General features: G+C 59.3%; 20 protein-coding genes and 1 tRNA gene. 11 read left to right on the forward strand and 10 right to left on the reverse strand.

Annotation, left to right across the window (positions count from 1 at the left end):
* Positions 1-215: 215 nt before the first annotated feature.
* Positions 216-306: transfer RNA gene (locus tag HBJ59_RS09265), tRNA-Ser, on the reverse strand.
* 152 nt (positions 307-458) lie between these two features.
* Between HBJ59_RS09265 and HBJ59_RS09270 the strand changes: the two genes are divergently transcribed.
* The 7 genes from HBJ59_RS09270 (at position 459) to HBJ59_RS09300 (ending at position 4,671) form a co-directional block, all read left to right on the forward strand.
* Positions 459-1,130: a Bax inhibitor-1/YccA family protein gene (locus HBJ59_RS09270; protein WP_076016792.1), complete on the forward strand. Its 672-nt coding sequence runs from the start codon at positions 459-461 to the stop codon at positions 1,128-1,130.
* A gap of 89 nt (positions 1,131-1,219) precedes the next feature.
* Entirely contained in the window at positions 1,220-1,612 is a 393-nt protein-coding gene (gene tusD, locus HBJ59_RS09275) for a sulfurtransferase complex subunit TusD (RefSeq protein WP_017479530.1), read from the forward strand.
* 1 nt (position 1,613) lies between these two features.
* Positions 1,614-1,964 (forward strand): sulfurtransferase complex subunit TusC, encoded by a 351-nt coding sequence (gene tusC, locus HBJ59_RS09280; RefSeq protein WP_017479529.1) that lies wholly within the window; start codon positions 1,614-1,616, stop codon positions 1,962-1,964.
* Positions 1,964-2,257 carry a sulfurtransferase complex subunit TusB gene (gene tusB, locus HBJ59_RS09285; RefSeq protein WP_167663352.1) on the forward strand — a complete coding sequence of 98 codons (294 nt, stop codon included), beginning with the start codon at positions 1,964-1,966 and terminating at the stop codon, positions 2,255-2,257. The genes tusC and tusB overlap by 1 nt, the downstream gene beginning before the upstream one ends.
* Positions 2,254-2,589: a TusE/DsrC/DsvC family sulfur relay protein gene (locus tag HBJ59_RS09290; RefSeq protein ID WP_167663353.1), complete on the forward strand. Its 336-nt coding sequence runs from the start codon at positions 2,254-2,256 to the stop codon at positions 2,587-2,589. The genes tusB and HBJ59_RS09290 overlap by 4 nt, the downstream gene beginning before the upstream one ends.
* On the forward strand, positions 2,586-3,587 hold the full coding sequence (locus HBJ59_RS09295; protein WP_167663354.1) for a glycosyl transferase family protein: 1,002 nt from the start codon (positions 2,586-2,588) through the stop codon (positions 3,585-3,587). The genes HBJ59_RS09290 and HBJ59_RS09295 overlap by 4 nt, the downstream gene beginning before the upstream one ends.
* A gap of 88 nt (positions 3,588-3,675) precedes the next feature.
* Positions 3,676-4,671: a glutathione S-transferase family protein gene (locus HBJ59_RS09300; RefSeq protein ID WP_167663355.1), complete on the forward strand. Its 996-nt coding sequence runs from the start codon at positions 3,676-3,678 to the stop codon at positions 4,669-4,671.
* Between the two features lie 129 nt (positions 4,672-4,800).
* Here the strand turns inward: HBJ59_RS09300 and cysG are convergent, their stop codons facing one another.
* The 6 genes from cysG to HBJ59_RS09330 are packed head-to-tail and all read right to left on the reverse strand — an operon-like array spanning position 4,801 to position 12,306.
* Entirely contained in the window at positions 4,801-6,195 is a 1,395-nt protein-coding gene (gene cysG, locus HBJ59_RS09305; RefSeq protein WP_167663356.1) for a siroheme synthase CysG, read from the reverse strand.
* Positions 6,196-7,476, reverse strand: a complete 1,281-nt coding sequence (serS, locus tag HBJ59_RS09310; protein ID WP_167663357.1) for a serine--tRNA ligase — start codon at positions 7,474-7,476, stop codon at positions 6,196-6,198.
* 16 nt (positions 7,477-7,492) lie between these two features.
* Positions 7,493-7,867, reverse strand: coding sequence for a fluoride efflux transporter CrcB (crcB, locus tag HBJ59_RS09315; protein WP_008431560.1), 375 nt, complete (start codon positions 7,865-7,867; stop codon positions 7,493-7,495).
* A complete protein-coding gene (locus HBJ59_RS09320) occupies positions 7,867-9,189 on the reverse strand; it encodes a replication-associated recombination protein A (RefSeq protein ID WP_010172481.1) in 1,323 nt (440 codons plus the stop codon). Before HBJ59_RS09320 ends, crcB begins: the two co-directional genes overlap by 1 nt.
* Before the next feature lie 27 nt (positions 9,190-9,216).
* Complete coding sequence (lolA, locus tag HBJ59_RS09325) at positions 9,217-9,840, reverse strand: outer membrane lipoprotein chaperone LolA (protein ID WP_026078226.1); 624 nt, start codon at positions 9,838-9,840, stop codon at positions 9,217-9,219.
* 57 nt (positions 9,841-9,897) lie between these two features.
* A complete protein-coding gene (locus HBJ59_RS09330) occupies positions 9,898-12,306 on the reverse strand; it encodes a DNA translocase FtsK (protein WP_167663358.1) in 2,409 nt (802 codons plus the stop codon).
* Between the two features lie 486 nt (positions 12,307-12,792).
* Here HBJ59_RS09330 and aat point away from each other — a divergent pair, with 486 nt between their 5' ends.
* The 3 genes from aat (at position 12,793) to infA (ending at position 14,555) form a co-directional block, all read left to right on the forward strand.
* A complete protein-coding gene (aat, locus tag HBJ59_RS09335; RefSeq protein WP_076016782.1) occupies positions 12,793-13,473 on the forward strand; it encodes a leucyl/phenylalanyl-tRNA--protein transferase in 681 nt (226 codons plus the stop codon).
* Between the two features lie 55 nt (positions 13,474-13,528).
* Positions 13,529-14,236: an arginyltransferase gene (locus tag HBJ59_RS09340; RefSeq protein ID WP_167663359.1), complete on the forward strand. Its 708-nt coding sequence runs from the start codon at positions 13,529-13,531 to the stop codon at positions 14,234-14,236.
* Positions 14,237-14,336: 100 nt separating this feature from the next.
* A complete protein-coding gene (gene infA, locus HBJ59_RS09345) occupies positions 14,337-14,555 on the forward strand; it encodes a translation initiation factor IF-1 (protein WP_002553999.1) in 219 nt (72 codons plus the stop codon).
* Positions 14,556-14,791: 236 nt separating this feature from the next.
* Here infA and clpA read toward each other — a convergent pair whose 3' ends face one another.
* Both clpA and clpS read right to left on the reverse strand, forming a co-directional pair.
* The gene (clpA, locus tag HBJ59_RS09350; RefSeq protein ID WP_010172706.1) at positions 14,792-17,062 is read right to left on the reverse strand and encodes an ATP-dependent Clp protease ATP-binding subunit ClpA; all 2,271 of its coding nucleotides are present in this window, start codon (positions 17,060-17,062) and stop codon (positions 14,792-14,794) included.
* A gap of 29 nt (positions 17,063-17,091) precedes the next feature.
* Positions 17,092-17,481, reverse strand: coding sequence for an ATP-dependent Clp protease adapter ClpS (gene clpS, locus HBJ59_RS09355; RefSeq protein WP_076016780.1), 390 nt, complete (start codon positions 17,479-17,481; stop codon positions 17,092-17,094).
* Between the two features lie 218 nt (positions 17,482-17,699).
* Here clpS and cspD point away from each other — a divergent pair, with 218 nt between their 5' ends.
* Positions 17,700-17,966, forward strand: a complete 267-nt coding sequence (gene cspD, locus HBJ59_RS09360; protein ID WP_076016779.1) for a cold shock domain-containing protein CspD — start codon at positions 17,700-17,702, stop codon at positions 17,964-17,966.
* Positions 17,967-18,036: 70 nt separating this feature from the next.
* Here cspD and icd read toward each other — a convergent pair whose 3' ends face one another.
* Positions 18,037-19,293, reverse strand: coding sequence for an NADP-dependent isocitrate dehydrogenase (icd, locus tag HBJ59_RS09365; protein WP_167663361.1), 1,257 nt, complete (start codon positions 19,291-19,293; stop codon positions 18,037-18,039).
* Between the last annotated feature and the right edge of the window lie 241 nt (positions 19,294-19,534).

Genomic DNA, 19,534 nt, shown 5'->3' on the forward strand with positions numbered 1-19,534 from the left:
GGCTTGGGCGCCTGACTTATCCAGAGTGAACTGATACCCGAGAGGGTTTATCGGCGCAGGGGTAAGATCGTGAAACCTACCCGTTGACCCCCACTTTTTGCAGAGTTGCGAAAACTGCCTGAAATGATGCGGAAACGGTTAGATGTTTCACTGCCAATATTCCTGAACCCCAGAAACGCAAAAGCCCCGCAATAGCGGGGCTCTTGAGTAAATCTTGGCGGGAAACCAGGGATTCGAACCCTGGGAACGCTATTAACGTTCGCCGGTTTTCAAGACCGGTGCATTCAACCACTCTGCCAATTTCCCTTGTGCAACACAGGATTAGCGTAGCCCATCCTGTCTCAGCGGGCGCCATAATACCCGAATGAAACACACTGTCAAACTCTCGCCATCGCTTGTTACAGAGCGTCTGTTATGATCCTTGCGACTGAATGTTTCAAAACTGAAGGAGTGTCGCCATGCGCGAACAAAATTACGCAGTGAATGGAAACGCGCAGGCTGAGCAGCTAGAAGTTAGCCGCGTCCTGCGCAATACGTACGGCTTGCTTGCTCTCACCCTCGCTTTCAGCGGCGTGATGGCCTTCGTAGCCCAGCAAATGCGCGTCGGCTACCCGAATATCTTCGTCGTGCTGATCGGCTTCTATGGTCTGTTCTTCCTGACCAACAAGCTGCGCGACTCGGCCTGGGGCCTGGTGTCGGCGTTTGCCTTGACCGGTTTCATGGGCTTTATCCTCGGCCCGATCCTTAACCGTTACCTCGGCATGGCCGGCGGCGCGGAAGTGGTCAGCTCGGCATTTGCCATGACGGCCCTGGTATTTGGCGGTCTGTCGGCTTACGTGCTGATCTCACGCAAGGACATGAGCTTCCTGGGTGGTTTCATCACCGCCGGTTTCTTCGTGTTGCTGGCTGCCGTGCTGGCAGGCATGTTCTTCCAGATCAGCGGCCTGCAATTGGCGATCAGCGCCGGTTTCGTGCTGTTCTCCTCGGCGTGCATCCTGTTCCAGACCAGCGCGATCATCCAGGGTGGCGAGCGTAACTACATCATGGCCACCATCAGCCTGTATGTATCGATCTACAACCTGTTTATCAGCCTGTTGCAGATCTTCGGCATCATGAGCCGCGACGACTGATCGCAGCCGCATGTAAAAAGCCCGCTTCGGCGGGCTTTTTGTTGCCTGCGGCTTTATCATTGCCACAGGTTTTGCCTTCAGAGTGTTCCATGAAGTTCGCGATTGCGCTTTTTTCCGCCGCCCATGCGCCCTCCTCGCGCCGTGCCTTGCTGTTCGCTCAAGCGGCGCTGGCCGGCGGGCATGAAATTGTGCGGCTGTTTTTTTATCAGGATGGCGTCTACAGCGCGTCCACCAACATTGTTGCGCCGCAGGATGAGCAGGATATCGCCCGTCAGTGGCGCGAGTTTGTCAGCGAGCATCAGCTTGATGGCGTGGTGTGCATCGCCGCGGCCCTGCGCCGTGGGGTGCTGAATGCCGAAGAGGCCACCCGCTATCAGCGCAGCGCGGTGAATCTGGAGGCGCCTTGGGCGCTGTCCGGGCTTGGGCAACTGCATGACGCCGCCCAGGCCGCTGACCGTTTGATCTGCTTCGGAGGGCCGTGACATGTCGAAATCCTTGCTGGTGATCAGCCGACAGGCGCCGTGGTCCGGCCCCAGTGCCCGTGAAGCGCTGGATATCGTACTGGCTGGCGGCGCGTTTGATTTGCCGATTGGCCTGTTGTTTCTGGACGACGGCGTGTTTCAACTGGCCGCAAGCCAGGACGCCAAGGCTGTGCAACAGAAAGACCTCAGCGCCAACCTCCAGGCTTTGGAGTTGTTTGGGGTTGAGGATGTGTTTGCCTGCAGCCATAGCCTCACCGAGCGTGGCCTGACCGCATCCGGCAACGCGCAGCCGCTGAGCAGCGAACAGATCTCACAGATGATTGACCGTTACGACCAGGTGATTACCCTCTGATGTCGACTTTGCATGTGGTATCCCACTCTCCTTTTACCGATAGCCGACTGGACAGCTGCCTGCGCCTCTGTGGCGCACAGGATGCGATCCTGCTGTGCGGCGATGGCGTCTACGCCCTGCAACCCGCCAGTGCGCCCTTCCAGGCCCTGCAAGCCAAGGGTTTGAAGGTGTTTGTGCTGGCCGAAGACAGCCAGGCGCGCAATCTTGCGGTGCCTGCCTGGGCCGCCAGTGTCGATTACCCGGCCTTCGTCCAGCTGTCGATCGATTACAACAAGGTCAACACCTGGCTATGAACACCCTGACCGTAGGCGAACGCACTCTCGAACTGGACAAGGACGGCTACCTCGTCGACCTGAACGCGTGGTCCAGCGACGTAGCCAACGCCCTCGCCACCGCAGAAGACCTGGCGCTGACCCCGGAACACTGGGAAATCCTCGAACTGCTGCGGGGCTTCTACAGCGAATTCCAGCTGTCGCCCGCCACTCGCCCGCTGATCAAGTACACCGCCTTGAAGCTGGGCCCGGAAAAGGGCAACAGCCTGCATCTCAACCGACTGTTCAAAGGCACTCCCGCCAAACTCGCCGCCAAGCTGGCGGGCCTGCCCAGGCCGACGAATTGCTTATGACTGATTTTGCCCCGTTGATCACTGAAACCCCTGCCGAGCACCCGTTCGCGCCGTTCGTGCGCATCCTCGGCAAAGGCAAGCGCGGCGCCCGCAACCTCACCCGTGAGGAAGCCCGGGAAGCCATGGGCATGCTGCTGGACGAGAAGGTCGAAGACACCCAACTCGGCGCTTTCCTGATGCTGTTGCGGCACAAGGAAGAAAGCCCGGAAGAACTCGCCGGTTTCACCGAAGCCGTGCGCGAACGCTTGAATGCACCGTCACTCAATGTGGATGTCGACTGGCCTACTTACGCCGGTAAAAAACGCCACCTGCCGTGGTACCTGTTGGCGGCCAAGTGCCTGGCACAGAACGGTGTGCGCATCTTGATGCACGGCGGCGGCGCACATACGGCAGGCCGGCTCTACACCGAGCAATTGCTGGAAGGCTTGCAGATTCCGTTGTGCCGCAACTGGCAACAGGTCGAGGCCGCCCTTGAGCAGGGCAACCTGGCGTTTATTCCGCTGGGAGATTGGGCGCCGCAACTGCAGCGCATGATCGACCTGCGCAACACGTTGGGCCTACGTTCGCCGATCCACTCCCTGGCACGCATCCTCAACCCGTTGAGCGCTCGCTGCGGCCTGCAAAGCATCTTCCACCCGGGCTATCAGGGCGTGCACCGCGATGCCAGCGGCTTGCTCGGCGACAACACCATCGTGGTCAAGGGCGACGGCGGCGAGATCGAGATCAACCCGGACACCATCAGCCACTTGTACGGCACCACCGGCGGCGAAAGCTGGGATGAAGAGTGGCCTGCCCTCTCGGCCCAGCGCCACGTCAAACCTGCCGCCCTGGAGCCCGAGCACCTCAAGGCGTTATGGCGCGGCGACGTGCAGGACAGCTACCCGCAACTGGCACTGATCGCCACCATGGCCCTGGCCTTGCGTGGCCTCGGCCACACGCGGGAGCAAGCGTTTGAACTGGCCCAGCAGTACTGGGACGCCCGGGACAAATCGATTTAGTCGATCATTAACCCCCAGCCTTTGCGCTTTTTGTTCGAACTCAGACCTTTAGACTGCACTCCAACGCTTATTAGCCAAGGAGTCAGTCATGGGTTTGCTGATCGAAGGACGCTGGCATGACCAGTGGTACGAAAGTAGCGCAGACGGCGCCTTCCAACGGGAACAGGCGCAACGCCGCAACTGGGTGACCGCCGATGGCGAACCCGGCCCGACCGGCGAAGGCGGTTTCGCGGCCGAAGCCGGTCGCTATCATCTGTACGTCTCCCTCGCCTGCCCCTGGGCACACCGCACCTTGATCCTGCGCAAGCTCAAAGGCCTGGAAAGCCTGATTGATGTGTCCGTGGTCAGTTGGTTAATGCTCGAGAACGGCTGGACCTTCGACAAGGCCCACGGCTCCAGCGGCGACAAGCTCGACGACTTCACCTACATGCACCAACGCTACACCGCCGACACCGCCAACTACACCGGGCGTGTCACGGTGCCGGTGTTGTGGGACAAGAAACTCAAGCGGATTGTCAGCAATGAATCGGCGGAGATTATTCGCATGTTCAACAGTGCGTTTAATCAACTGACCGGCAATCAACTGGATTTCTATCCCGAGGCCCAGCGCTCGACCATCGATGCACTGAACGACCGGATCTATCCCGCCGTGAACAATGGCGTATATCGCGCAGGCTTTGCCACGTCGCAAAAGGCGTATGAAGCGGCATTTGATGATGTGTTCGCCGAGTTGGATCACCTTGAGCAGCACTTGGGTGAGCATCGTTACCTGGCCGGGGAATACCTGACGGAAGCCGATGTAAGGCTTTTCACCACGGCGATTCGGTTTGATGCGGTGTACTACAGCCACTTCAAATGCAACCTGCGGCGGATTGCGGATTATCCGAACTTGTCGAACTGGCTAAGGGAGCTGTATCAGTGGCCGGGGATTGCCGAGACGGTGGATTTTGCCCACATCAAGGGGCATTACTACGCCAGTCACCGCACGATTAATCCGACGGGGATTGTGCCGAAGGGGCCTTTACAGGCGTTTGATGCCGCTCATGACCGAGACCGGTTGAGCGGGAAAGGCGTCTGGAGTTGACCCAAGCCCTGTAGGAGCGAGCTTGCTCGCGAAAAACTCAAGGGTACCGCGTTCATTCAGAATGAGCGCGTTATCGTTGACGACCTTCGCGAGCAAGCTCGCTCCTACAGTTGGAATGTGTCGCGCTTGTCAGACTTGCGACTGAGCGCCTTCAAACCACTTCAGCTTCTCACGCAACTGCACCACTTCTCCCACAATCACCAGTGTCGGTGCATGAACTTCATGCTCCGCCACCATGCGTGGCAAATCAGCCAGGGTGCCGGTAAACACCCGCTGGTTAGACGTAGTGCCCTGCTGGATCAACGCCGCCGGTGTATCCGGCGAGCGGCCATGCTGGATCAGCTGTTCGCAGATGATCGGCAACCCGATCAACCCCATGTAGAACACCAGGGTTTGCGACGGCCCCACCAGGTCACTCCATGGCAGGTCCGAAGTCCCGTCCTTCAAGTGCCCGGTAATGAAGCGAACCGATTGCGCATAGTCTCGGTGGGTCAGTGGAATACCGGCATACGCCGCGCAGCCACTGGCCGCCGTAATACCTGGCACCACCTGGAACGGGATGCCATGGGCCGCCAGCTCTTCAATCTCTTCACCACCACGCCCGAAGATGAACGGATCGCCACCCTTGAGCCGCAGCACGCGTTTGCCTTGCTTGGCCAGGTCCACCAGTTGCTGGTTGATCTGGTCTTGCGGCACGGCATGGTCGGCGCGACGCTTGCCGACATACACCCGCTCGGCATCGCGACGGCATAACTCAAGAATCGCAGGCGCCACCAGGCGGTCGTACAGCACTACATCGGCCTGTTGCATCAAGCGTAAGGCGCGGAAGGTCAGCAGGTCCGGATCACCCGGGCCTGCGCCCACCAGGTAGACTTCGCCCGGTGCGTGAGGCGGCGCGCCGTTGATTTTCTCCACCAGCAAACGCTCGGCTTCATCGCCCTGCCCGGCCAGTTGCCGATCAGCAATCGGGCCTTGAAAGACCTCTTCCCAGAACGCGCGACGTTGCTGCACATCCGGGAACAAGCCTTTGACCTGGCTGCGAAACCGCGCCGCCAACCCGGCCAGTTGGCCGTAAGTCGAAGGAATCCAGGTTTCAAGCTTGGCGCGAATCAAGCGTGCCAGCACCGGCGCATCGCCGCCGCTGGACACTGCGATCACCAAAGGCGAACGGTCGACAATCGCCGGGAAGATCACGCTGCACAAGGCTGGCGCATCCACCACATTGACCGGTACGCAACGGCGCCGGGCATCGCTGGACACTTGCGCGTTCAACGGCTCGTCGTCGGTCGCGGCGATGATCAGGGTGCAACCGTCGAGGTCGGCCTCCTGATATCCGCGCAAAATCAGTTCACCGCCACTGCCCTGCACCAGTTCACGCAACTGGTCTTCAATCTGGGGAGCAACCACCCGCAACAACGCGCCGGCGTCGGCCAGCAGCCGGGATTTGCGCAAGGCAATCTCCCCGCCACCGACGACCAACACACGACTGCCGCGCAGGTTATGAAACAGCGGCAGAAATTCCATTTAGCCGATGACCTCAACGCCCGCCATGTAAGGCTTGAGCACGTCAGGTACGCGGATCGAACCGTCAGCCTGCTGGTAGTTTTCCAGCACGGCCACCAAGGTACGGCCTACCGCCAGGCCCGAACCGTTGAGGGTGTGGACCAGCTCAGGCTTGCCGGTTTCCGGGTTACGGAAACGCGCCTGCATGCGACGGGCCTGGAAATCACCGCAGTTGGAGCACGACGAAATCTCGCGGTATTTGTCCTGGCTCGGCACCCACACTTCCAGGTCGTAAGTCTTCACGGCACTGAAACCCATGTCGCCGGTGCACAGCGCCAGAACGCGGTACGGCAACTCCAGCAGTTGCAGGACGCGTTCGGCGTTGGCGGTCAGGCCTTCCAGCGCTTCCATGGACGTCGAAGGCTCGACAACCTGCACCATCTCGACCTTGTCGAACTGGTGCTGGCGGATCATGCCGCGCGTATCGCGACCCGATGCACCGGCTTCACTGCGGAAGCACGGCGAGTGGGCGACAAACTTGATCGGCAGTTGCTTGGCATCGAGGATTTCCCCGGCCACGATGTTGGTCAGCGACACTTCGGCGGTCGGGATCAGGTACAGATCGGCTTCGCCATCGCGGCTGATCTTGAACAGGTCTTCCTCGAACTTCGGCAGTTGGCTGGTACCCATCAACGCCGGCGCCTGAACCAGGTACGGGGTGTAAGCCTCTTCGTAGCCGTGTTCGCCGGTGTGCAGGTTGATCATGAACTGCGCCAGGGCACGGTGCATGCGCGCGATCGGGCCGCGCAGCAAGGCAAAGCGCGCGCCGGACATTTTGGCCGCCGTTTCGAAATCCAGGCCACCGGTCAATTCGCCCAGGGCGACGTGGTCCTTGATCTCGAAATCGAAGGCTTTTGGCGTGCCCCAGCGACGGACTTCGACGTTGCCGTCTTCGTCTTCGCCAATCGGCACGGATTCGTGCGGCAAGTTCGGGATGCCCAGCAGGATCGAGTCCAGTTCGGTCTGGATCGCGTCCAACTCGACTTTGCCGGAAGCCAACTCGCCAGCCATACGCTCGACGTCCGCCATCAATGGCGCGATGTCTTCGCCGCGCTGCTTGGCCTGACCGATGGATTTGGAACGCGCATTACGCTCAGCCTGCAGTGCTTCCGTGCGGGTCTGGACGGTCTTACGCTGTTCTTCCAGCGCTTCGATGCGCGCAACATCCAAGGCAAAGCCACGGGATGCCAGGCGGTCCGCTACGTCCTGAAGGTTGCTACGTAACAGTTTGGAATCGAGCATGTCGGTCTCTCGTTTATCAAAGTTTGGTCAAGGACAGGCCAGCCCAGGTGGCGAGCAGCCCGCCGAACACGCTGATGGCCAGGTACCCGAAGGCGACCGGTGCCTGCCCGCTTTCCAGCAGTCGCAGCGTGTCCAGTGAAAAGGATGAAAAGGTCGTCAGACCGCCTACAAAGCCGACAATCAAGCCGGCACGAATCTCAATCGGCACTTCCGGGCGAAGCAGAAACCACCCGTACAACAAGCCGATGATCAAACAGCCCACCAGGTTGACCGCCAGGGTCGCCGCATAAAAATGCTTCGGCCAGTTGGCGCTGACCCAGGTGCTGGTGGCGAAACGCAATAATGTACCAGCGATGCCGGCCACGGACACGGCAAGAATCGTTCTGAGCACTACTTTCTCCGCTGTTTCGGACTGAGCCGGTCAAGTTGAGCGAGGTGATTGAGCTTTTCGCCAATCTTCAGCTCCAGGCCACGCGGCACCGGCTGGTAGAAAGGCTGCGGCTCAAGGTCATCCGGGAAGTAATCTTCGCCAGCCGCATAGGCGTCCGGCTCATCGTGGGCGTAGCGGTATTCATCGCCGTAGCCAAGCTGCTTCATCAGCTTGGTCGGCGCATTGCGCAGGTGCAGCGGCACTTCCAGGGAGCCATGCTCGGCGGCAGCACGCAGGGCGGACTTGAAGCCCATGTACACCGCGTTGCTTTTCGGCGCGCAGGCCAGATAGGTGATGGCCTGGGCCACCGCCAACTCGCCTTCCGGGCTGCCCAGGCGTTCCTGCACTTCCCAGGCGGCCAGGCACAGGCTCAGCGCCCGCGGGTCGGCATTGCCGATGTCTTCACTGGCCATACGCACCACGCGCCGGGCCAGGTACAGCGGGTCGCAACCGCCGTCGATCATCCGCGCAAACCAATACAGCGCGCCGTCGGGATTAGAGCCGCGCACCGACTTGTGCAACGCGGAAATCTGGTCGTAGAACGCTTCACCGCCCTTGTCGAAACGCCGGCGGGTGTCGCCCAAAAGGCTTTGCAGCAAATCGACGCCGATCTCGCTGCCGTCCTCGGCGAGGTCGGAGGCGTTCTCCAGCAGATTGAGAAAACGTCGACCGTCACCGTCAGCCGCGGTCAGCAGAATCTTGAAGCCTTCCTCGCTGACACTCAGTTGGCGCTTGCCCAAGCCCTTGTCTTCGCTCAGCGCGCGCTGCAACAGCTTTTGCATCGCTGCTTCATCAAGACTTTTGAGCACATAGACACGCGCCCGGGACAGCAAGGCGTTGTTCAATTCAAAGGACGGGTTTTCGGTGGTAGCGCCAATAAAGATCAGCGTGCCGTCTTCGACATACGGCAAGAACGCATCCTGCTGCGACTTGTTGAAGCGATGCACTTCGTCGACAAACAGGATGGTGCGCTTGCCGTATTGCCCGGCCTGCTGCTTGGCGACTTCCACCGCCTGACGGATTTCCTTGACCCCGGCCAGCACCGCCGAAACCGTTTCGAAGTGGGCATCCGAGACTTTCGCCAGGAGCCGCGCCAGGGTGGTTTTACCCACGCCCGGCGGCCCCCAGAAAATCATCGAGTGCAGCGCACCCTGCTCCAGGGCTTCGCGCAATGGCTTGCCGCGAGCGAGCAGGTGTTCTTGCCCGACGTACTCGTCCAGGTTGGTCGAACGCAGGCGCGCCGCCAGAGGCTGAGCAATCGGGTCACTTCGAAACAGGTCCATGGGCAGCGTTTGAAACCTCTAGGCAGTTTATTCCTGGATCACGTCGGCACCCTTCGGGATGTCGAACTTGAACTTGGACGCGGCCACCGGCTCGTTGGCCTTGACCCCGGTGAACAGGATATTGGTGCGTTGGCCGACGCTGTCCACCAACTGCATGTCGTTGATCACGCCGTTGCGGAACGACAGGCGCAGGCTGTCGAACAGCGTGTCCTTGGATTTCGGCTTCAGCGTGAAGTCGATGACGTTGCTGGCCTGCTTGGAGGTGATATCAAAACTCTGGCTGATCTGCGACACATCGCCCGACAACAGCAACGCCGGGGTCTGGCTCAGGCGCGGATCAAGCTTCTTGATGGTCGCCTGCTCCAGGTCCGGGTCCCACAGGGTGACTTTCTGGCCGTCGGAAACGATGGTCTGCTCGTTTGGCGCGTCGGTTTTCCAGTAGAACAGCCCAGGACGCTGCACGGCCATTTCGCCGGCGGTTTCCTGCAATTGAGTGCCGCCACCGTCCAGGGTCAACTGGGAGAAGCGCGCGCTCAGGGTCTTTGATTTGTCCAGCAGGTTGGTCAGGCTCGCAACGGAAGCCGGGTCAGCGTGAGCCGAAACAGCAGTCAGGGCCAATGCCGGCAACAACAGCATGCGGATAAGACGCATGGGAGTCCTCTTAGATTCGTTTACAAGGCGTGCCGCGTGTTGCCACGCGGCACGTAATCAGTCACGCATCTGCGCTGGCGCGATGACTTCGCGCGAGCCGTTGGTGTTCATCGAGGTGACTACGCCGGCCATTTCCATGGCTTCGATCATGCGCGCAGCACGGTTGTAGCCAATCTTCAGCTTGCGCTGTACCGCAGAGATTGAGGCGCGGCGGCTTTCAAGGACAAACTGCACGGCTTCGTCATAGAGCGCATCGGTCTCGGCATCATCGTCGCCACCGCTGCTGCCACCGTCGAAGCCGCTGCCGGCATCTTCGACGCCTGCGAGGATGTCGTCGTTGTATTCCGGGGCGCCGCGCAGTTTCCAGGCTTCCACCACACGGTGCACTTCATCATCGGAGACGAAGGCGCCGTGAACGCGGATCGGCAGGCTGGTGCCCGGCGGCATGTAGAGCATGTCACCGTGGCCCAGCAGCTGCTCGGCGCCGCCTTGGTCAATGATGGTCCGGGAGTCGATCTTGCTCGATACCTGGAACGCCATGCGAGTCGGGATGTTGGCCTTGATCAGGCCGGTGATCACGTCCACCGACGGACGCTGGGTGGCCAGGATCAAGTGGATACCGGCGGCCCGCGCCTTCTGGGCGATACGGGCGATCAGCTCTTCGACCTTCTTGCCGACGATCATCATCATGTCGGCAAATTCGTCGACCACCACCACGATGGTCGGCAGCTTGGTGAGCAGCGGCGCTTCGTCGTGAATGCTTTCGCGCTTGTACAGCGGGTCGGTCAGCGGTGTGCCGGCGTCCTGGGCTTCCTTGACCTTGGCGTTGAAGCCCGACAGGTTACGCACGCCCATCTTCGCCATCAGCTTGTAGCGGCGCTCCATCTCGGCGACGCTCCAGCGCAGGGCGTTGGCGGCGTCCTTCATGTCGGTCACTACCGGGCACAGCAGGTGCGGAATGCCTTCGTAGATAGACAGCTCGAGCATTTTCGGGTCGATCATGATCAGCTTGGCGTCTTCCGGGCCAGACTTGAACAGGATCGACAGGATCATCGCGTTCACACCCACCGACTTACCGGAACCGGTGGTACCGGCAACCAGCAAGTGAGGCATTTTCGCCAGGTCGGTGATCACCGGCTTGCCGCCGATGTCGTGGCCCAGGGCCAAGGTGACCGGCGATTTGAAGTTGTCGTATTCCGGGGTCGACAGCACTTCGGAGAAGCGCACGATCTGCCGGTCTTCGTTGGGAATCTCGATACCGACGGTGGTCTTGCCCGGAATCACTTCCACCACCCGCACGCTGGTCACGGCCAGCGAACGCGCCAGATCCTTGGCCAGGTTGGAAATGCGGCTGACCTTCACGCCGGCAGCCGGCTGGATTTCGTAGCGGGTAATCACCGGGCCCGGGTGGATCGAGTCCACCGAGACTTCGACGCCGAATTCCTTGAGCTTGATTTCCAGCAGGTGGCCGACGGCCGCCAGGGATTCAGGGGAGTAGTTGAGCTGTTTCTTTTCCGCCGGGTCGAGAATCGAGATCGGCGGCAAGGTGCCTTCCACGGCGCTGTCGACAAACAACGGCGCCTGTTTCTCTTTCTGCACGCGGTGGCTTGGCTCGGGCGCTTTGGGCGGCGCCGGTGCGATCACCGGCGGCACCTGCTTCTCGCGGTCCGACATGTGCTTGGTCAGGGCCTGTTCGCGTTCGATCAGGCGTTCCTTGACCTTGGCTTGTTCACGTCGGTCCGGCGTGCTCGGGGCCACCACCTCATTGACGCGGGTATCGACCTCACGCAACTGCGCAACCATGCGCTTGCGATCAACCCGGGCCGACCACCAGCGATTGGCGGCGCCCTGGAACAGTTCGAGCAGGTCGAGGGTGATCTTGCCGGTCACGTCCATGACCTTGAACCAGGACAGGTCGGTAAACACGGTGAGGCCAAACAGGAACAGCGCGATAAACATCAGGGTGCTTCCCTGGATGTTCAGGCTCCTGCGGGCCAGGTCGCCTAGGCTTTCGCCCAACGCGCCGCCGGCACCGGCCGGCAAACCGGTAGGTGCGTGGAAATGGATGTGGGCCAGGGCGGCGCCCGACAGTACAAGGAACACCAGGCCGATCAGGCGCCAGGAGAACAGCCAGCCGCTCCACTGCCATGGCTCATGACGCTGACGGAAGATCTGCCAGGTCTTGATGGCCAGCAATAACGGGAAGATATAGGCGAAATAACCCAACACCATGAACAGGATATCGGCGCTGTAGGAGCCGGCCGGGCCACCGAAGTTCTGCACGTCTTCGATCTTGCTGTTGTGGCTCCAGCCTGGATCGTCCTTGCCATAGGTGAGCAAGGCCATCATCAGGAACAGGCACAGGGCGCCGATGGCGATCAGTGCGCCTTCCTTGAGTCGATAGTGCAGGTGCTGGCGCCAGGCGGGCACGACTGCGGCTTTAGGTGTTGCGGCGGATTTCTTCAAAACGGGTCTTTTCCTGCGCCTTTAGCGCGTCCATCTATTAATGACTGCAAAATACTGCTCAATCCGAGCAGGTAAAAAATGAACGAGTGCCAGTGAAGCTACTTTTAACACTCTGCAACTGATTCATGAAACGGCGATAACGCCTGAATGGCCGCATTGTACGGATTTGTGTGCGCTATGCCACGCACTTGCCCCTACGTTACACAGCATAGTCAGTGCTCGGTTTCATAACGCTCAATTTGAGCATGCATTGTCTTTACTGACAAAGGCTTATGAGCCGTTTTTGCCAATCCAGGCTAGCTTGCCGACCGACGTACGCGATTACGACCACGGCCCCGGCATAGAGTTGCAGAAACACCCGTTCATGCTTATCTGCACCGATCCCATGTTCGGGGTAGCCCCAGAGCGTTTCGTCGACAATAATCACAGCTCTTGCAACGGGCAACATCGCCGTTACCGCCCTCCCCTTCCGTAAGCCTGGATGCCATGCTGACCTGGTTACAACGCAACACCCTGACGTTTCCACCGCTGGCCAAAGCCATGCGCGAACCCAATGGCCTGCTCGCCGCCGGTGGCGACCTGTCGGCCGACCGCTTGATCCAGGCCTATCGCCATGGCTGCTTTCCCTGGTTCTCGGAGGGCCAGCCAATCCTCTGGTGGTCGCCCGACCCGCGCACCGTGCTGTTCCCCGACGAGCTGCATGTTTCCCGCAGCCTCGGCAAACTGTTGCGCCAGCAGCGTTATACGGTGACCTTTGACCAGGATTTCGCCGCCGTCATCCAGGCCTGCGCGGCGCCGCGCAGTTATGCCGACGGCACCTGGATCACCGAAGCCATGCAGAGTGCCTACCTGCAGCTGCACCAGCGCGGCTATGCGCATTCGGTGGAAGTCTGGGACGAAGGCGAACTGGTCGGCGGCTTGTACGGCCTGGCGATGGGCCAGTTGTTTTTCGGCGAGTCAATGTTCAGTCGCGCCGACAACGCCTCCAAATTCGGCTTCGCCACCCTGGTCAGGCAATTACAGGCATGGGGCTTTGTGCTGATCGACTGCCAAATGCCCACCGACCACCTGCACAGCCTCGGCGCCCGCGCCATTCCCCGCAGCGACTTTGCCAACTACCTGCGCGACCATTTGGACCAAACCAGCTCTGCGCCATGGGTTTCCTAGGCGACTTCCCCGCACCTGGCTTACACTTATTTCAAAGCTTATCCGAGGGTTGATCATGACCGAGCTGGCGCGTTTGAAGTTTTATGCCACTCAACCCCACTCTTGCAGCTATCTGCCCGATGAGCAGGCCACCACGCTGTTCCTCGACCCCAGCCAGCCGATGGACGTGCATGTGTATGCCGATTTGTCGGAAATGGGCTTCCGGCGCAGCGGCGACCACCTTTACCGGCCCCACTGCCAGAACTGCAACGCCTGCGTACCGGCGCGTATCCCGGTGGCGCAGTTCCTGGCGGACCGTAATCAGAAACGCATCCTCAAGCGCAATGCCGACCTGACCGTCACCGCCGCCAAACCGGGTTTCAGCGAAGAATACTTCGACCTTTACCAGCGCTACATCGAGCAGCGCCACGCCGACGGCGACATGTTCCCGCCCAGCCGCGACCAGTTTTCCACCTTCCTGGTGCGCGACCTGCCCTTCTCACGCTTCTACGAGTTTCGCCTTGAGGGACGCCTGGTGGCGGTAGCCGTCACCGACCTGCTGCCCAATGGCCTGTCGGCGGTCTACACCTTTTATGAGCCTAGCGAGGAGCGGCGCAGCTTGGGACGCTTTGCGATCCTGTGGCAAATCGGCGAAGCCCTGCGCATGGAATTGGAGGCGGTGTACCTCGGATACTGGATAAAAAACTGCAAAAAGATGAACTACAAGACCCAATATCGGCCCATTGAGCTGTTAATTAACCAAAGATGGGTCACCTTGAACTAGAACCTCTTGGCTTAAACACCCTTTTTCGGGCACAATGCACGCCGCTTTTGCCTGGCGCAGTTGCACCGGGCCATTCACTGGATACCGAGGGCTTTACTGCATGTCGAAAGAAGACAGCTTCGAAATGGAAGGCACTGTCGTCGACACCCTGCCCAACACCATGTTTCGTGTGGAGTTGGAAAATGGGCACGTCGTAACCGCGCATATCTCCGGCAAGATGCGCAAGAATTACATCCGTATTCTTACCGGTGACAAAGTGCGCGTCGAACTGACGCCCTATGACCTGAGCAAAGGGCGCATCACTTACCGCGCCCGTTAATCAAGTCAATACAAGACGCCCGGTTATGCCGGGCGTTTTTGTGTGTGCGCTATTTACCTGAGACCAGAAATCCCTTGTGGGAGCGGGCTTGCTCGCGAATGCGGGGTGTCAGTTATTGATTGTGTCGACTGGCACACCGCATTCGCGAGCAAGCCCGCTCCCACATTTGATCTCCATCAGTTCCAAGACAGCAAAAAGGCGCCTCTCGGCGCCTTTTTGTTTTGTTGCGTCAGCTATCAGGCCATTTCAGCCGTGGTCTCGAAGTCGAAGGTCAGCTCGCCGTCCTTCAGATCGATATGCACCACGCCACCATGGTCTGCCAGTTCGCCGAACAGGATCTCTTCCGCCAGTGGGCGCTTGATCTTGTCCTGGATCAGGCGAGCCATTGGCCGAGCGCCCATTGCCGCATCGTAGCCACCTTCTGCCAGCCAGTTGCGCGCCGCGTCCGTAACTTCCAGCTGCACACGCTTGTCTTCCAACTGCGCCTGAAGCTCGGTGAGGAACTTGTCCACCACGCTTTTGATGACCTCATGGCTGAGGCGACCAAACTGGATAATGGTGTCCAGACGGTTGCGGAATTCCGGCGTGAAGCTCTTCTTGATCACTTCCATGGCGTCGGAAGAGTGATCCTGATGAGTGAAGCCAATGGAAGCCCGCGCGGCCGTTTCGGCACCGGCGTTGGTGGTCATGATCACGATCACGTTGCGGAAGTCCGCCTTGCGCCCGTTGTTGTCGGTCAGGGTGCCGTGGTCCATTACCTGCAACAGCAGGTTGAAGACTTCCGGGTGCGCCTTCTCGATTTCATCGAGCAGCAGTACGCAATGTGGCTGCTTGGTGATCGCCTCGGTCAACAGGCCGCCCTGGTCGAAGCCGACATAGCCCGGAGGCGCACCGATCAGGCGCGACACAGTGTGACGCTCCATGTATTCGGACATGTCGAAACGCACCAGCTCGATACCCATGGCCTTGGCCAGTTGCCGCGCCGCTTCGGTCTTGCCGACACCGGTAGGCCCGGCAAACAGGAACGAACCGACCGGCTTGTCCGGCGACTTTAGGCCCGCACGGGACAACTTGATCGCGGTGGACAGCGAGTCGATGGCCGCATCCTGACCAAACACGGTCAGCTTGAGGTCACGCTCCAGGTTACGCAGCAGTTCCCGGTCGGACGTGTTGACGTGTTTTGGCGGAATACGCGCGATCTTCGCCACGATGTCCTCGACCTGAGGCACGTCGATGCGCTTCACACGCTTCTCGACCGGCTGCAGGCGCTGGTAGGCACCCGCCTCGTCGATCACGTCGATGGCCTTGTCCGGCATGTGCCGGTCATTGATGTAGCGCGACGCCAGCTCGGCGGCTGCACGCAGCGCCTCATCGGTGTACTCGATGCCATGGTGCGCTTCGAAACGCCCCTTGAGCCCGCGCAGGATGCCGATGGTGTCTTCAACCGAAGGCTCGGACACGTCCACTTTCTGGAAGCGGCGCGCCAGGGCACGGTCTTTTTCGAAGATCCCGCGGAATTCCTGGAACGTGGTCGAACCGATGCAACGGATATCACCCGAAGACAGCAGCGGCTTGAGCAGGTTCGACGCATCCATCACGCCACCGGAAGCAGCACCGGCACCAATGATGGTGTGGATTTCGTCAATGAACAGGATCGCCTGCGGGCGTTTTTTCAGCTCACCGAGCAGCGCCTTGAAGCGCTTCTCGAAGTCGCCACGGTACTTGGTCCCGGCGAGTAGCGCGCCCAGGTCAAGGGAGTAGACGACGCTGTTGGCCAGCAGGTCTGGCACCTGGTTATCAACAATGCGTTTGGCCAGGCCTTCGGCAATCGCGGTTTTACCCACGCCTGCTTCACCGACCAACAGCGGGTTGTTTTTGCGACGACGCGCCAGGATCTGCGCCACGCGTTCAACTTCCAGCTCGCGCCCTACCAGCGGATCGATCCGCCCCTGGCGCGCCAGTTCGTTGAGGTTGCTGGCATAGGCATCCAGCGGGTTGCTCGAAGAAGAAGACTCACCGCCCTCGTCATCCTGCATATCCTGCTCACCTTCTGAGTGATCGCCATGCCCTGGCACTTTGGAAATGCCATGGGCGATGTAGTTGACGACATCAATACGGGCAACGCTTTGCTGCTTGAGCAGGAATACGGCCTGGCTTTCCTGCTCGCTGAAGATCGCCACGAGCACATTGGCCCCTGTGACTTCGCGCTTGCCGGAGCTCTGTACGTGGAAAACGGCACGCTGCAGTACCCGCTGGAAGCCCAGGGTAGGTTGGGTCTCGCGGTCCTCGTCATGAACGGGGATCAACGGCGTGGTGGAGTCGATAAACTCCTGCAGGTCATGCTTGAGTTTGTCGAGATTGGCACCACACGCACGCAGTACGGTGGCGGCAGCTTCGTTATCCAAAAGTGCCAGCAGCAGGTGTTCGACGGTCATGAATTCATGACGCTTCGAACGGGCCTCCTTGAAGGCAAGATTGAGGGTGACTTCGAGCTCGCGGTTTAACATAGCTTCACCTCATACCCAAGTGGTCGGAGTTAACCGTCCTTCTCGATTTCACAGAGTAGCGGATGCTGGCTTTCCCTGGCGTACTGGTTGACCTGCATGGCCTTTGTCTCGGCGATGTCGCGGGTAAACACTCCACATACTGCCCGTCCTTCTGTGTGAACGGCCAGCATTACCTTGGTCGCCAACTCGCGGTTCAGGTTAAAAAACACCTCGAGCACTTCGACGACGAAATCCATCGGTGTGTAGTCATCGTTGAACAAAACCACCTTGTACATCGGCGGCGCCTGTAAAGCAGGCTTGGCCTCCTGAACAGCAATGCCTGCAGAACCATCGTCGTCTTCATGACCATCCGGATGATCTTTATGGAGAGTCGGGCGATCCTGATTGAATGTTAGTCGAATCTGGCTGATTGCATGCATGGAAAGAAAGGTTCGTCAGTGGTTCAAATACAGTGGTGGGGGCGGCCTGTCAGATTTTCAACTCTGACCGACTGGTCGCCTTGACTATCGGCAAATCAGTGTTACAACCAATAGAACCCACAGTGGGTAAAAAAGGTCCGCGCAGTCAACCTTATTTATTCGGGTTAGGACGGATAAACTGGATGATACTCCAGTGATGGAGTCTGGTGCAGAGGGATATGGGCATGGCAAGCGGTAAGGTCAAATGGTTCAACAATGCCAAGGGTTACGGCTTCATTAATGAAGACGGCAAGGAAGACGACCTTTTTGCGCATTACTCGGCAATCCAAATGGATGGCTACAAGACTCTGAAGGCAGGGCAACCGGTTTCCTTCGAAATCATTCAGGGACCCAAAGGCTTGCATGCGGTGAATATCGGCGCGCCCGTCAGCCTAGGCACCGCCAAAGAAGACGTCGCTCAAAAATCAGAAAAACAGTCGGCCTGATCAGCCGCTGAGCAAACGTTCTAAAAAAAACCGGCCATCAAGGCCGGTTTTTTTATGCCTGCCTATAAGTCTACATATGCGAAATCAGCGCATCCCCGAAGGCGGACGAAGACAGCAACTTGGCGCCGTCCATCAAGCGATGGAAATCATAAGTCACAGTTTTGGCCGAAATCGCACCGTTGGTGCCCTTGATGATCAGGTCGGCCGCTTCAGTCCAGCCCATGTGACGCAGCATCATTTCCGCCGACAGGATCAGCGAACCCGGGTTGACCTGGTCCTTGCCGGCATACTTCGGCGCGGTACCGTGGGTGGCTTCGAACATGGCCACGGTGTCGGACAGGTTGGCACCCGGCGCAATACCGATGCCGCCCACTTCCGCCGCCAGGGCGTCGGACAGGTAGTCACCGTTAAGGTTAAGCGTAGCGATCACGTCATATTCCGCCGGGCGCAGCAGGATCTGCTGGAGCATGGCGTCGGCAATTGCATCCTTGACCACCACATTCTTGCCGGTGCGCGAGTTCTTGAATTGCATCCACGGCCCGCCATCGAGCAGGGTCGCGCCAAATTCTTCAGCCGCCACTTCGTAGGCCCATTCCTTGAAGGCACCTTCGGTGAACTTCATGATGTTGCCTTTGTGCACGATGGTCAGCGAGTCGCGGTCGTTATCCACAACATATTGCAGAGCTTTGCGCGCCAGGCGCTTGGTGCCTTCCAGGGACACCGGCTTGATGCCGATCCCGCAATTCTGGTCGAAACGGATCTTGGTGACGCCCATCTCTTCTTTCAGGAACTTGATGACCTTGATCGCTTCCGGGGAGCCAGCCTTCCACTCGATACCGGCGTAAATGTCCTCGGAGTTCTCACGGAAGATGGTCATGTCCACATCGCCTGGCTTCTTGACCGGGCTCGGCACGCCTTCGAACCAGCGCACCGGGCGCAGGCACACATAAAGGTCGAGCTGTTGACGCAGGGCCACGTTCAGCGAACGAATGCCGCCACCGACCGGGGTGGTCAGCGGGCCCTTGATGGAAACCACGTAGTCCTTGACCGCATCCAGGGTTTCCTGGGGCAGCCAGGTGTCCTGGTCGTAAACCTGAGTGGCCTTTTCGCCGGCATAAACCTCCATCCAGGAGATCTTGCGCTTGCCGCCATAAGCCTTGTTAACAGCTGCATCGACAACCTTGATCATCACCGGGCTGATGTCGACGCCAATACCGTCACCCTCAATGAAGGGGATGATCGGGTTGTCAGGAACATTGAGAGAATGGTCTGGATTGACGGTGATTTTGTCGCCGACTGCCGGAACCTGAATCTTCTTGTATCCCATGCTGAACTCCATCTATGGATTGAACATCTGGCTGCGTTCGAGCCTACTCCAGATAAATGAGGACTGAAACCTCAGGGCCTGCACATTTGCGTCGAAAACAGCACATTTAGTGGCCTACAAGCTTGAAAGCAAAGGGAAAAGCGCCAATCTTGAGCACCTCATGCGACTTTGGGCGTACCCCGCTGCCTGCGACCTTTAGACCAATGGACGACACACCTTTTGTATGAAGGCTCGGCGTAAG

Origin of the sequence: Pseudomonas sp. AN3A02 (genome assembly GCF_011765255.1) — a bacterium.
Lineage (GTDB): Bacteria > Pseudomonadota > Gammaproteobacteria > Pseudomonadales > Pseudomonadaceae > Aquipseudomonas.

Excerpts from the sequence above, each read along its gene's own strand:
- HBJ59_RS09270 (WP_076016792.1), top strand. The coding sequence starts at position 459 with ATGCGCGAACAAAATTACGCAGTGAATGGAAACGCGCAGGCTGAGCAG.
- tusD (WP_017479530.1), top strand. The coding sequence starts at position 1,220 with ATGAAGTTCGCGATTGCGCTTTTTTCCGCCGCCCATGCGCCCTCCTCG.
- tusC (WP_017479529.1), top strand. The coding sequence starts at position 1,614 with ATGTCGAAATCCTTGCTGGTGATCAGCCGACAGGCGCCGTGGTCCGGC.
- tusB (WP_167663352.1), top strand. The coding sequence starts at position 1,964 with ATGTCGACTTTGCATGTGGTATCCCACTCTCCTTTTACCGATAGCCGA.
- HBJ59_RS09290 (WP_167663353.1), top strand. The coding sequence starts at position 2,254 with ATGAACACCCTGACCGTAGGCGAACGCACTCTCGAACTGGACAAGGAC.
- HBJ59_RS09295 (WP_167663354.1), top strand. The coding sequence starts at position 2,586 with ATGACTGATTTTGCCCCGTTGATCACTGAAACCCCTGCCGAGCACCCG.
- HBJ59_RS09300 (WP_167663355.1), top strand. The coding sequence starts at position 3,676 with ATGGGTTTGCTGATCGAAGGACGCTGGCATGACCAGTGGTACGAAAGT.
- cysG (WP_167663356.1), bottom strand. The coding sequence starts at position 6,195 with ATGGAATTTCTGCCGCTGTTTCATAACCTGCGCGGCAGTCGTGTGTTG.
- serS (WP_167663357.1), bottom strand. The coding sequence starts at position 7,476 with ATGCTCGATTCCAAACTGTTACGTAGCAACCTTCAGGACGTAGCGGAC.
- HBJ59_RS09320 (WP_010172481.1), bottom strand. The coding sequence starts at position 9,189 with ATGGACCTGTTTCGAAGTGACCCGATTGCTCAGCCTCTGGCGGCGCGC.
- lolA (WP_026078226.1), bottom strand. The coding sequence starts at position 9,840 with ATGCGTCTTATCCGCATGCTGTTGTTGCCGGCATTGGCCCTGACTGCT.
- aat (WP_076016782.1), top strand. The coding sequence starts at position 12,793 with ATGCTGACCTGGTTACAACGCAACACCCTGACGTTTCCACCGCTGGCC.
- HBJ59_RS09340 (WP_167663359.1), top strand. The coding sequence starts at position 13,529 with ATGACCGAGCTGGCGCGTTTGAAGTTTTATGCCACTCAACCCCACTCT.
- infA (WP_002553999.1), top strand. The coding sequence starts at position 14,337 with ATGTCGAAAGAAGACAGCTTCGAAATGGAAGGCACTGTCGTCGACACC.
- clpA (WP_010172706.1), bottom strand. The coding sequence starts at position 17,062 with ATGTTAAACCGCGAGCTCGAAGTCACCCTCAATCTTGCCTTCAAGGAG.
- clpS (WP_076016780.1), bottom strand. The coding sequence starts at position 17,481 with ATGCATGCAATCAGCCAGATTCGACTAACATTCAATCAGGATCGCCCG.
- cspD (WP_076016779.1), top strand. The coding sequence starts at position 17,700 with ATGGGCATGGCAAGCGGTAAGGTCAAATGGTTCAACAATGCCAAGGGT.
- icd (WP_167663361.1), bottom strand. The coding sequence starts at position 19,293 with ATGGGATACAAGAAGATTCAGGTTCCGGCAGTCGGCGACAAAATCACC.